Origin of the sequence: Halosolutus amylolyticus, from assembly GCF_023566055.1 — an archaeon.
Lineage (GTDB): Archaea > Halobacteriota > Halobacteria > Halobacteriales > Natrialbaceae > Halosolutus > Halosolutus amylolyticus.
In genome coordinates this window covers 840,232-851,417 of record NZ_JALIQP010000001.1, presented here as the reverse complement: position 1 = coordinate 851,417, position 11,186 = coordinate 840,232, and the positions used below count along the sequence as shown (strand labels likewise).

At 65.7% G+C, this 11,186-nt stretch carries 12 protein-coding genes and 1 tRNA gene; 6 read left to right on the top strand and 7 right to left on the bottom strand.

What is annotated here, in order from left to right; translation table 11 throughout:
• Nucleotide 1: 1 nt before the first annotated feature.
• Nucleotides 2-1,192: a carboxypeptidase-like regulatory domain-containing protein gene (locus MUN73_RS04085; protein ID WP_250139170.1), complete on the top strand. Its 1,191-nt coding sequence runs from the start codon at nucleotides 2-4 to the stop codon at nucleotides 1,190-1,192.
• Here MUN73_RS04085 and MUN73_RS04080 read toward each other — a convergent pair whose 3' ends face one another.
• The 5 genes from MUN73_RS04080 to MUN73_RS04060 form a co-directional block, all read right to left on the bottom strand.
• Nucleotides 1,193-1,879 (bottom strand): heme exporter protein CcmB, encoded by a 687-nt coding sequence (locus tag MUN73_RS04080; protein WP_250139169.1) that lies wholly within the window; start codon nucleotides 1,877-1,879, stop codon nucleotides 1,193-1,195.
• Nucleotides 1,876-2,580: a heme ABC exporter ATP-binding protein CcmA gene (gene ccmA / locus MUN73_RS04075; RefSeq protein WP_250139168.1), complete on the bottom strand. Its 705-nt coding sequence runs from the start codon at nucleotides 2,578-2,580 to the stop codon at nucleotides 1,876-1,878. The genes MUN73_RS04080 and ccmA overlap by 4 nt, the downstream gene beginning before the upstream one ends.
• A 3-nt stretch (nucleotides 2,581-2,583) precedes the next feature.
• Nucleotides 2,584-2,964 carry a cytochrome c maturation protein CcmE domain-containing protein gene (locus MUN73_RS04070; protein WP_250139167.1) on the bottom strand — a complete coding sequence of 127 codons (381 nt, stop codon included), beginning with the start codon at nucleotides 2,962-2,964 and terminating at the stop codon, nucleotides 2,584-2,586.
• A gap of 560 nt (nucleotides 2,965-3,524) precedes the next feature.
• Nucleotides 3,525-3,599: transfer RNA gene (locus tag MUN73_RS04065), tRNA-Arg, on the bottom strand.
• Between the two features lie 178 nt (nucleotides 3,600-3,777).
• Nucleotides 3,778-4,215, bottom strand: coding sequence for a hypothetical protein (locus MUN73_RS04060; RefSeq protein ID WP_250139166.1), 438 nt, complete (start codon nucleotides 4,213-4,215; stop codon nucleotides 3,778-3,780).
• Between the two features lie 398 nt (nucleotides 4,216-4,613).
• Here MUN73_RS04060 and MUN73_RS04055 point away from each other — a divergent pair, with 398 nt between their 5' ends.
• From MUN73_RS04055 to MUN73_RS04045, 3 genes are all read left to right on the top strand, one after another.
• A complete protein-coding gene (locus tag MUN73_RS04055; protein ID WP_250139165.1) occupies nucleotides 4,614-5,183 on the top strand; it encodes an AAA family ATPase in 570 nt (189 codons plus the stop codon).
• Nucleotides 5,180-5,593, top strand: coding sequence for an RNA-binding domain-containing protein (locus MUN73_RS04050; protein ID WP_250139164.1), 414 nt, complete (start codon nucleotides 5,180-5,182; stop codon nucleotides 5,591-5,593). Before MUN73_RS04055 ends, MUN73_RS04050 begins: the two co-directional genes overlap by 4 nt.
• 111 nt (nucleotides 5,594-5,704) lie before the next feature.
• Entirely contained in the window at nucleotides 5,705-6,634 is a 930-nt protein-coding gene (locus tag MUN73_RS04045) for a CBS domain-containing protein (protein ID WP_250139163.1), read from the top strand.
• Nucleotides 6,635-6,636: 2 nt separating this feature from the next.
• Here MUN73_RS04045 and MUN73_RS04040 read toward each other — a convergent pair whose 3' ends face one another.
• Both MUN73_RS04040 and MUN73_RS04035 read right to left on the bottom strand, forming a co-directional pair.
• Nucleotides 6,637-7,605 carry a hypothetical protein gene (locus MUN73_RS04040; RefSeq protein ID WP_250139162.1) on the bottom strand — a complete coding sequence of 323 codons (969 nt, stop codon included), beginning with the start codon at nucleotides 7,603-7,605 and terminating at the stop codon, nucleotides 6,637-6,639.
• Between the two features lie 140 nt (nucleotides 7,606-7,745).
• A complete protein-coding gene (locus MUN73_RS04035; RefSeq protein WP_250139161.1) occupies nucleotides 7,746-9,137 on the bottom strand; it encodes a signal recognition particle protein Srp54 in 1,392 nt (463 codons plus the stop codon).
• Nucleotides 9,138-9,333: 196 nt separating this feature from the next.
• Between MUN73_RS04035 and MUN73_RS04030 the strand changes: the two genes are divergently transcribed.
• Both MUN73_RS04030 and MUN73_RS04025 read left to right on the top strand, forming a co-directional pair.
• A complete protein-coding gene (locus MUN73_RS04030) occupies nucleotides 9,334-9,561 on the top strand; it encodes a type II toxin-antitoxin system HicB family antitoxin (RefSeq protein ID WP_250139160.1) in 228 nt (75 codons plus the stop codon).
• Nucleotides 9,562-9,627: 66 nt separating this feature from the next.
• Nucleotides 9,628-11,172 carry a dihydrolipoyl dehydrogenase gene (locus MUN73_RS04025; protein ID WP_250139159.1) on the top strand — a complete coding sequence of 515 codons (1,545 nt, stop codon included), beginning with the start codon at nucleotides 9,628-9,630 and terminating at the stop codon, nucleotides 11,170-11,172.
• The last annotated feature ends 14 nt before the right edge of the window (nucleotides 11,173-11,186 follow it).

Genomic DNA, 11,186 nt, shown 5'->3' with positions numbered 1-11,186 from the left:
CATGTCACGGAAACTTACATATCTCACAGTACTCGCATCGCTTGCACTTATCGCACCCGTCTCGATCGCGCTGGCACCCGGCGCTGTCGCCGAGGAGACGTATTCCGGTACCGTGACCGTTGCAGACGGCTCCGCAGAGGGGGACAACATAACCATTACGCCGCTCGATGCAGGGTACAACGCAGTCGATGACCCGACCGAGACGACCATCGAGAACGGCTCGTTCAGCTACGAGCGGGCCGACAACGTATCAGTGTACTTCATCAAACTCGAGCACGCGGGCGCGGCTCACTACAAACTCGTTACCGACGGCCAGGAGCCGACGATCACCCTGAACGAAACGGCAACCGGAACGCTCGTCGACGAGGACGGCGATCCGGTCTCGAACGCGACCATCGACGTCACGAGCGAGTACGGTCCGCCGGTCGATCAGCTTACAGTCGACGACGGCTCGTTTACCCTCGATCCACTCCAGCCTGATCGAACATATCCGATTCGTATCGAGGCGAACGGCGCTGTCTACGAGCGGACGCTCTCGACTGGAGACGGATCCGTCGACACCACGTACGAGCTTCCGGAGCCGACAGCCGACCGGGACGTGTTACACCTCGGCGGTGGACAGCCCGTGAACCACCTACTGCGGGTCGGACCCGCCCAGAACGAGTCGGGACTGTTCGTCGTCGAGACCGTCTCGCTCGAGAACAGTGCCGCTCACCCCTTCGCCGGTCCAGTCGAGTTTGCGGTGCCGTCAGATGCCGAAGTCGTCACGGGAATGGTCCAGGAGGAGCGTACTGAGGTCACCGTCGAGAACGGAACGGCAACGGTCGACGCCTCGATCGATGCCGGCGAGACGGCCGACGTGTCGGTCTTCTACCGACTCGAGGATCAGGAACTCGAGAAACCAGTCGGATACGACGTCGAGCAGTTCGCCATCTCGTTTGTCGAATACGACCTGAGTCAGGTCGAGTTCTCGGACAATCTCGTCGAAGCGGACGCGCCGATGCCGATGGTGATGAACACCAACGTTCTCGAAGCGGACGAACGGATCGCCGTGAGCATCGACGAGCGCGGGGTGACCGCTAGCGAAGAACGTGGAGACGATTCGCAGGGGGCTGAACTCCCCGTCGGTCTCTTGAGCGCTGGTTTCGTCGGAATCGTGGTCGTCGGGCTGCTCGCGTACCGACGCCTGTAGCTACCGTTCGACCACGTATTCGAACGTCGCTAATCCGGTGAGAAACAACAGTCCATCGTACACGACCAAGAGCTGAAACCACCGCAACGTCACGTAGCCCTCTGTAAGTACGCGCGTGAGTTCGACACCGGCGAGCAACACTGGGACGATGAGCGGCACGAGCAGGAGAGGTAACAGGAGTTCGCGAAGTCGAGCCCGGGCGGTCATCGTCGCAATGAGGACGCCGGTCGACGTGAACCCGAATGCGGCCAGCACGAAGACCAACAGCAGTATCGGGACGACGTCGAGCGGGACTGTAAACTCGAGGAAGATGACGGTACAGACGAACGTAATGATCGCAACGGCCGTCGTAAAGACGGTGTTGCTCAGCACTTTTCCGACGTAGATCGCCGATCGGTCGACGGGCAACAGGAGAAGGCCGTCGAGTCCCGCGTCGGCCGTTTCTGCCGTTGCACTCTGGCTGACGCCGAAGGTCCCCGCGAAGACGAACGCGATCCAGAGCGCGCCGCTTCCGACGACGCCAACGTCCGTGAACGATCTGGCGAAACTGAACGCGAAAATGACGACGACCAGCAACGCGAACACGACCGCCGTGTTGAGCACCTGCTTCGAGCGCAACTCGATGAGAAGGTCCTTGCGGACGACCTCGAGCACGACGCGGTTGTACTTGCGAAGGCCGTCGATCATCGTGGCGTAGCCGGGTCAGTTGTCCGCCGGTAGATGGTCTCGAGGTCGTCCGTTGTCGAGTCCTCGATTCGAACGTCACGCGAAATGGTGCCGTCGACGAGCACGAGAGCGCGGTCACAGTCGGTAGCGCCCCGTACCAGGTCGTGGGTCGCGAGCACGACCGTTCGGTCGTCGAACTGGTCGAGAATCTGTTGAAGATCCCTAGCCGAGCGCTGGTCCAGCCCGGCATAGGGTTCGTCGAGCAACAGCACTGTTGGATCATGCAACACTGCGCGAGCGATGGCGAGTCGCTTCGTCATGCCGTGGGAAAACGTTTCCACGCGCGTCGACGCTTGCGTCCGGAGATTGACTTGCTCGAGGACCTCCTCGACGCGGTCGGTACTGACGCCTCGGAGTCGCGCGTGAAGACGGAGGTTTTCACGAGCGGTGAGGGTGCCGTACAGCATCGATCGGTGGCCCATGACACCGAGGTCCCGTCGGACGCGCGTTGCATCGGGTGTTATGTCGTGTTCACCGATCCGAATGGTACCGTCGCTCGGGAACGAAAGCGTGGCCAGCATCTGCATCAGGGTCGTTTTGCCGGCGCCGTTCGGACCGAACAGTCCGACGTGTTCGCCCGATCCGACGGTGAAACTGACATCGCGGACGGCGACCGTCGAACCGAGTCGCTTCGTGACACCCTCAGCGGTAATCGACGCCATGGTTTAGGTGTGTTCTTCCGGTGGACCTCCGTCTTCGTCGTCGTGGGCCCTGACCGAGAGTTCGGTCGCCTGAAGTGTTCCATTCTCAACGGCGCCTTTCGCAACGACGATCCGGTTTTCGGCCATCGTCTCGGGCATGGTTCCCTCGTAGACAACGTCAACTGACGTGTTATTGTCCGAGACGGAGAACGCGATCTCCTCGCCCGTCTGTTCGATGTCGGTCGCCTGGCCTTCTAGATTAACCCACTCACCCTCGTACTCGCCGTCGTTGACGGCCGTTGGAGTAACGAACTCCGCGGACGCGTTCATCACCGTCACCCCCAAGACGCCGAGGAGCAGCAGAATACCGACACCGACAAAGAGAAGTTTGGTCCTTCGTTTCACAACACAGTATCGAGAAGAAGAATAGTTGAATCTTTTGTGTTTATAACGAGGGTAACGAGCCGATCGTCGCATCCGCCGACCGCTCGACCGATCCACGTGTCACGATCGACGACCGTCGCTCCCCGGTGACGAACAGGGTCGTCGCCACAACATTTGAAGTATCGTCCGGCCATTCGTCGGGTGGGTGATCGTCATGCACGATCATCGTCGTGCTGTGGCCGTGTGTGTCCACTGCGAGTCCGTGTACGCAGCGAAAGAACTCCTGAACGGGACCATCCGACCGATCGGAACGGCGGCCTGTTCCTGTGGGTCGGAGGACTTCCGACGGCTCAGGTGAATCGCGCCGGTCGCAACCACTGCGATCGCCCTTTATTACGCCCGGACGAGTCGATCCTGCGGCGAGTCCTACACACTTCGATCGACCGCCGCGGCTGGACCGTCACGTCGACCGCTTCGCGACGGTTCCGACAACAGAAATCGGCAGCCCGAGAGGGGGTGCATTCGATCGCTGAACGAAGTACCGATTCCTGGGTAGAAGTACGAAATCGACAGTTTTCGTACGGGCACGATGGGATTTGAACCCACGACCGTCGGATTAGAAGTCCGACGCTCTTTCCGGACTGAGCTACGTGCCCTCGGATACGAATCAACGATCGATCAGCATAAGCAGTGTGGATTTCGGGCCGATACGACCCGTAGGCGCGACACGGCGAGTTCGCGATCGGCGCGCGTCGAACTGCCGTCAGCGATCGGGGACGACACGGCCGGAGATGGCGTCACTGCGCGCACACCGACGCGTCCGAGCCGCGATCGTTACGCGCCGGAATCGTCGGCGTCGTCCTCGTCGCCCGTCGCGTTTTCGTCGTCGCCGATTCCGTCGTCGTCGCTCCCGTCGTCGGTTTCGTTGTCGTCTCCGAGTCCGCCGTCGCTCCCGTCGTCGGTTTCGTTGTCGTCTCCGAGTCCGCCGTCGCTCCCGTCGTCGGTTTCGTTGTCGTCTCCGAGTCCGCCGTCGCTCCCGTCGTCGGTTTCGTTGTCGTCTCCGAATCCGTCGTCCTCGTCGTCCGTCTCATCGTCGCCCATCCCATCGTCGCCGCCCGCGTCGTCTTCGTCGCCGATGGGATCCTCATCCTCCGGATCGTCGCCCGTCGGATCGTCCACGTCCTCGTCGTCCATACAGCCGGCGATCGCAGCGACTACACCAGCGCCGGCGACCTTGGTGAACCGACGCCTGTCGAGGAGTCTGTCTGTCATAGCGTGCACCCGAAGCGACCGGGAAGTAGCCAATAATGGGGACAGTCCGTTTCGAAAACTGGTCTCGAATTCAGACGAATTATCGATCGCCCGATCGCGACGCTCGACGGTTGCGAACGCGGCCACTGTTTCCACTCGAGCAACGAACGCCCCCCGGGAGCGCGATCCATCCACCACCCTCCCGATCCGATTCCGGCATGGCGAGCGATGCCGGATCGATCGCATCGGTGTCGCGAACTCGTCCGGATCGGGAGCGACGATACCGGGCTCGGCGTCGGTACAGGGGCCCTACCGCAGTTGCACCAGCTGAAACGAGCTTAGCGGACGGGAAACGGGGGTGGCTCTCGCCCGACCGGCGAACACAGTCCTTATGCAGGCGTCGCCTGTATCCACTCCCGATGCACGTCATCGGAACGGTGGGGCTCCCCGGAAGCGGGAAAGGAGAGGCCGCGACCGTCGCACGCGAAGCGGGTATCCCGGTCGTGACGATGGGCGACGTCGTCCGCCAGGAGACGGCCGATCGGGGCCTCGAACCGGCGAAAGACCACGGGAAGGTCGCGCAGGCCCTGCGCGACGAGAACGGGCCGGCGGCGATCGCCGAGCGCTCGCTCCCGATGATCGAGGATCGACTCGAGGATCACGAGACGGTGCTGGTCGACGGCATCCGCTCCGGAACCGAGGTCGACGTCTTCGAGGAGCGGTTCGGCGACGACTTCACGCTGGTCAGCATCGAGGCCCCCTTCGAGGTCCGCGCCGAGCGGATCGACGCCCGGGGCCGGGACGCGAGCGAGGACGACGGCGGCGAACCCCTCGCCGCCCGCGACGAGCGCGAGCGCGGGTTCGGGATGGACGACGCGATGGCCCGCGCCGACGTGGTCGTCGAGAACACGGACACGCTCGAGGCGTTCCACGATCGCATCCGGGCCATCGTTCGCGAAGGGGTCGATCGGGAGGTGAGCCACCGATGAGCGAGATCTACCGGGTCGACGTCGAGATCACGGCCCCCGTCTACGACACAGAGGTGACGAGTCGCGTCGTGGACGCGGTCGCGAACATCTTCCCGAACGCCGAGATCGAGGAGGAGTTCGGCGAGGTCAGGGGCGAAGCGCACTCGCTGGACCACTTTTCGGACCTGCTCCACCGCCAGGAGATCCTCGACACCGCCCGCGGCGAGTTCTTCGCGAACCGCGACGGAGACACGTTCTCCTTCGCCCTGAAGAAACAGGCGGCCTTCGAGGACCGCGTCAATTTCTCGGTCGGCGAACCCGACGAACTCGGCGAGATCAGCGTCCGCGTCCGCGTCGAGGAACCCACCGTCGAGGAGTACGTCGACCACATCGCCCCGCCGACGGAAGACGGCCGGCCGATCGACGGCTGACGGCTCCCGCTACGGCACCTCGCGTCGGTTTCCGGCCGGTCTCGTGACGCATACTCGTTCCACCAGCGCAGCCCGGGGAATAATGGCCTCCGGCAGTGTACCCTGCCCGAGATGCACGACACGATCCCCGCCTCCGAGATCATGGTCACCGACGTCGTCACGGCGCCGCCGGACGCGACCGCGACGCGGGCCGCGACGCTGATGCGCGACGAAGAAGTGAGTTCGGTCGTCGTCACGCGCGACGGCACGCCCCGCGGGATCGTCACCGAGGGCGACTTCCTCGAGTCCCTCTGTGAACGTGACCACCTCGAGGCCGTGGAACTGGCCGACGTGATGTCGACCCCGCTCGTGACGATCGACCCCGACACGTCGATCGTCGACGCCGTCGAGCACCTGCGGACCAAGGATATCGAACACCTCCCCGTCGTCGACGGGGCCGAGGACGGCGACCTCGTCGGCGTCCTCACGACGACCGAACTCACCTACTACGTGCCCCACCTGGCCCACCGTACCGGCGGCCTCGGGGCCGAGAAACCGCGGCGGCAGGTGCGGACCGACACCCAGTACGAGCGCGACGACTGGGAGTTCGAATACCGCGGCGACGACGAGACGACCGTCGCGGTCGGCGACGTCGCGCGGTTCTCGAAGCCGCTCACCGACGAGGACGTCGAGGCCTTCGCCGAGGTTACCGGCGACACGAACCGACTCCACCTCGACGAGGCCTACGCCGCCGAAACCCGCTTCGGGAGACGGATCGTTCACGGCGTCCTCGCCAACGGCCTGATCAGCGCGGCGCTCGCACGGCTGCCCGGCCTGACGATATACCTCTCACAGGAGAGCAGCTTCCTGGCACCCCTCCCGATCGGCGATCGCGTGACGGCCGTCTGCGAGGTCGTCGACGCGCTCGGCGACGGCAAGTACCGGATCGAGACGACCGTCCGCGACGGGGACGGGACGACCGTCCTCGAAGGCGACGCCGTCGTGCTCGTCGACGACCTCCCGCCGGAATCGGTCCTCGAACGCGGCGCGACGACGGCCTGACCTCACGACGAACAGGCCGCGGCGTCCTCGAGCGCGGCCTCGCCGTCCTCGCGGCGGCGCCGGGCGGTCAGCGTATCGCCGGACGCCGCCGCGTTCGACGCCGCCTCGAAGTGTCCGGCGGCCGTCTCCAGCGTATCGCCCTGACACCGTGCCGTCTCGAAGTACGAGACCAGTCCCGACGGCGCGGCGGCGGCGCCGTCGTCGAACGCCGCCATCGCGGTTTCGAACGCCGATTCGGCCGCCTCGAACTCCTCGATCGCCGTCTCGTGGCTCCTGTCCTCGGCCGCCGTCCGGCCCCGATCGAGCGACGCGTATCCCTCGAGCATCGCGTCGTATCCCGAGCCGAGCGTCGCCATCGACCCCAGCACGTCCGCGAGCGCGTCGAGTCCCTCCTCGACCCTCGCGAGGTCGACGATCGAGAGGTCGGCGAGTCGATCGCCGTCGAGCGCGTCCAGGGTCGTCTCGGCCCCGTCCAGTCGGTCGGCCGCCGTCTCGAGGGTCGCGTTGCGCTCGTCGACGGTCCGGGTCGCCTCCTGGATTCGGCCGTCCGCCTCGATCGCCGCGGTGACCGCCTCAATGTCGTCCGCGAGCGTGTCGTCGGTGATCGTCACGGCCACGTCGAGCATCCCATCGAGCACGTCGGCGTAGGCCCGGAGTTCCGCGACGTCCGGCTGGCTATCGTCGGGAAGCGCCGTCGCCGCGGTCTCGAGGTGCTCTCGCGCCGACGCGATCAGGTCGCGTGGCTCGGCGGCGTCGAAGTCGACCGCCTCGGAGTCCTCGACCCCGTCGAGACCCTCGTCCAGTGCGAGCGCCGCCCGGTTCAACTCGCCGACCGCTCGCTCGAGCGCGCGATCGCCGGTTCGATCGTCCGCCGCGCGGTCCGGCCCGTCGGACTCGCTGGCGAGACAGCCCGCAGTGACGGCGATCACACCGAGACACCCGGCGCGAGCGAGATAGCGTCGTCTGTTCACGTCTGTCCGTACGGGTAGAACGGCTTGAACGTGGTGGCAGAACGACTGTCAGTCGATCGAACCGATCGGGCGATCGCCGGAACCGGGAACGAACAGCGACGACGGGAGAACTCGAAGAGGCTGCGAGCGATCGCGGACGGTCAGAACGGCCCCATGCCGCCCATGCCACCGCCACCGCCGCCGCCCTGCTGTTGCATCTGTTTCATCATCCGCTGCATCTCCTTGTCCGAGCCCATCCCCTGGAACTGCTTGATCGTGCGTTCCATCATCTTGTACTGCTGGAGGAGTTCCCGGACCTCGTCCTCGCTGGTGCCGGACCCGCGGGCGATGCGCTCGATCTGGCTCGCGCCGATCGCCTTGGGGTACTCCTTCTCGGCCTCCGTCATCGAGTCCATGATGACGCTGAAGGTTCGCATCCGCTCCTGGGTGACGTCCATCGCGTCGTCGGGCAACTGGTCTTTGATCCCACCGCCGAAGCCGGGGATCATGTCCATCACCTGATCGAGCGGCCCCATGTTGTTCATCGCCTCCATCTGCTTTTGCATGTCGTTCAGGGTGAACTGTCCCTTCAACATGTCCTCGGGGTCCCAGTCCTCCTCCTCGATCTCGGTCTCCTGCATGGCGCGCTCGACGCGCTCCGCGAGCTGGCCGAGGTCGCCCATGCCGAGCAGCCGCGAGATGAAGCCGTCGGGCTCGAACCGCTCGACGTCCTGGACCTCCTCGCCGGTTCCGAGGAAGGCGATCGACGAATCCGTCTGATCCACGGCGGTCAGCGCGCCACCACCCTTCGCCGTCCCGTCGAGTTTGGTGATGACGACGCCGTCGATCCCGATCGACTCGTCGAACTGCTGGGCCTGCTCTTTCGCGCCCTGGCCGATCGCGGCGTCCAGCACGAGCAGGGACGTGTCGGGCTCGACGACCCCCTCGATCTGTTCGATCTCGTCGATCAGGTCGTCCTCCAGCGCGTGGCGGCCCGCGGTGTCCACGATGTGGACGTCGGCCTCACTGGTCTCCTCGAGTCCGTTCCGGGCGATCGCGACGGGGTCCTCGGCGTCGGGGTTCCCGTAGAAGTCGACCTCCGCGCGCTCGGTCATCTCTTTGGCCTGGTCGTAGGCACCGGGCCGGAAGGTGTCCGTCTGGATGACCGCGGGACGGAGCCCCTTCGTCGAGAACCACCACGCCATCTTCGCGGCGGAGGTCGTCTTCCCGGACCCCTGCAGGCCTGCCAGCAGGATCGTCTGCTCCTCAAGCGGGAGGTCGGTCGACTCCCCGATGAGGTCGACCAGTTCCTCGTAGACGATGCGCAGGACGAAGTCCCGCGCCGGCGTCCCGGCCGGCGGCTCCTCCTCCAAGGCGCGTTCCTTGATGCTGTCCGACAGCTCCATCACGAGCGAGACGTCGACGTCGGCGGAGAGCAGCGATCGCTGGATCTCCTTGACGATCTCCTCGATGTCTTCCTCGCTGATGCGGGACTTCCCGCGGAGTTTGTCGAGCGTACCCCGCAGAGAACTCCCGAGATCGTCGAGTACCATTTGCGGGCTCTACGAGTCGGCGGCGTTAAAGGCTTTTTCTCGGCCCGCACTCGCTCGTCGGGATCGGGATCGATCGAACGGCGTTCGCAGGGGCGACCGAATCCGAGCGTCGTCGTCCCGCCCGCGAGTCGGCCGTCGTCGAACCGTCCGGTCGGCGTCGGTGAGTATTTCACCCGCGGACCACCAAATCGCTCGTATGACTTCCGAGGGAGACGCGAGCGCCGACCCGAACGAATACGAAGAACTCGCGGACGCGGACGTGACGATGCGCGAGAACGAGCACGGCCTCCACATCGCCGACGACGAGGTGACCGGCGTCTCGAGCCAGGGCCAGACGCCCGGAGAGGCCCTCGCGAACCTCGCAGCGGCGGTCGAGTCCTACCGGGAGGCGACGGACGACGATCCGGGCGACGACTGGCTCTAGCGTCGCGGTCGGGACGATCGACTCGCAGGCTGCAATTTTACGCGACCGTCCGTGGACGACGCCCGTATGGACGCATACGACATCGTCGTGATCGGCGGCGGGTCCGGAAGTCAGGTCGCGACCGCCGCGGCCGATCGGGGCCTCGAGGCGGCCGTGATCGAACGCGGCCCGCTCGGCGGGGCCTGTATCACCCGGGGCTGTGTCCCCTCGAAGGCGTTGCTCCACCGCGCCGACGTCGTCGACACGATCCGCCGCGCCGATCGGTTCGGCGTCGAGGCCACCCTCGACGGCGTCGACTACGGCGCGGTCACGTCGTCGATCCGCGAGACGGTCTACGCCAAGGCCGATCGCCAGGAACGGACCCTCGAGACGGCCGAGAACGTCACGCTCTACCGCGGCGAGGCCCGGTTCGTCGACGATCGAACCCTCGCGATCGATCCGAACGGGGGCGAGGACGAATCCGGCGAGACGACGAGAGAAGAGGATTCCGGCAGGACGGCGGACGAGGACGACCCCGACGAGATCCGCGGCGAGCACGTCGTCGTCGCGGTCGGCGGCCGTCCGACGGTCCCACCGATCGACGGTATCGATGACGTCGACTTTCTGACGAGCGACGACGCGCTCTTCCTCGACGAGCGACCGGACGACCTCGTGATCGTCGGCGGCGGCTACATCGGTGCCGAACTCGGCTACTTCTTCGCCGCGTTAGGGACCGACGTCTCGATCGTCGGTCGGAGCGATCGGCTCGTACCGGGCGAAGACGATGACGTGAGCGAGGTCGTGACCGAGTCGCTTCGCACCGACTGCGATCTGTACACCGGCTACGAGGCGGCCGAGGTCCAGGCCGACGGCGATCGAGTCGACGCGATCGCGGCCCCGACCGACGACGGGGACGAGCAGGTCGAACTGTCGGCCGACGACCTCCTGCTCGCGACCGGACGGCGGCCGAACACCGACACGCTCGATCTCGACGCCGCGGGCGTCGAAACCGACGACGAGGGCCACGTCGAGGTCGACGAGACGCTCGCGACGACCGCCGCGAACGTCTGGGCGCTGGGCGACGTACTCGCCGCCCAGCCGTTCAAGCACGCGGCCGACTACGAGTCGGAGGTCGTCGCGGCGAATATCCTCGACGACGCCGATCGGGCGGTCGACTACGCGGCCATGCCCCACGCGATCTTCACCTCGCCGCAGGTCGCGAGCGTCGGGCGAACGGAGGGCGAACTCGCCGACGCGGAACGCGCGTACGAGTCGACGAGCGTCACGTACGACGCCGCGCCGAAAGGGCTCATCCTCGAGGCCGGGGACGGGTTCGTCAAGGTCCTCGCGGGACCGGACGGCGAGATCCTGGGCTGTCACGTCGTCGGTCCGGACGCGGCCTCACTGCTCCACGAGGTGGTCGTCGCGATGGAACGCGGCGACGGGACCGTCGACGACGTCGCCGAGACGGTCCACGTCCACCCGGCGCTGAACGAGGTGGTGCTGAAAGCGTTCGACGAGGCCGCCGATCGGCCCTACTCGACGGCCCCGGACTGGCGTGACGTGAGCGACGACCGATCGTCGAGTGACCGGTCGACTCACGATCGATCGGCGGATTTCGACGGCCAATAACCTCATGGCCGTCG

Bases quoted from the DNA above. Each gene is read 5' to 3' on its own strand.
- MUN73_RS04060 (WP_250139166.1), bottom strand. From the start codon at position 4,215: ATGACAGACAGACTCCTCGACAGGCGTCGGTTCACCAAGGTCGCCGGC.
- MUN73_RS04050 (WP_250139164.1), top strand. From the start codon at position 5,180: ATGAGCGAGATCTACCGGGTCGACGTCGAGATCACGGCCCCCGTCTAC.
- MUN73_RS04055 (WP_250139165.1), top strand. From the start codon at position 4,614: ATGCACGTCATCGGAACGGTGGGGCTCCCCGGAAGCGGGAAAGGAGAG.
- MUN73_RS04025 (WP_250139159.1), top strand. From the start codon at position 9,628: ATGGACGCATACGACATCGTCGTGATCGGCGGCGGGTCCGGAAGTCAG.
- MUN73_RS04080 (WP_250139169.1), bottom strand. From the start codon at position 1,879: ATGATCGACGGCCTTCGCAAGTACAACCGCGTCGTGCTCGAGGTCGTC.
- MUN73_RS04035 (WP_250139161.1), bottom strand. From the start codon at position 9,137: ATGGTACTCGACGATCTCGGGAGTTCTCTGCGGGGTACGCTCGACAAA.
- ccmA (WP_250139168.1), bottom strand. From the start codon at position 2,580: ATGGCGTCGATTACCGCTGAGGGTGTCACGAAGCGACTCGGTTCGACG.
- MUN73_RS04030 (WP_250139160.1), top strand. From the start codon at position 9,334: ATGACTTCCGAGGGAGACGCGAGCGCCGACCCGAACGAATACGAAGAA.
- MUN73_RS04045 (WP_250139163.1), top strand. From the start codon at position 5,705: ATGCACGACACGATCCCCGCCTCCGAGATCATGGTCACCGACGTCGTC.
- MUN73_RS04085 (WP_250139170.1), top strand. From the start codon at position 2: ATGTCACGGAAACTTACATATCTCACAGTACTCGCATCGCTTGCACTT.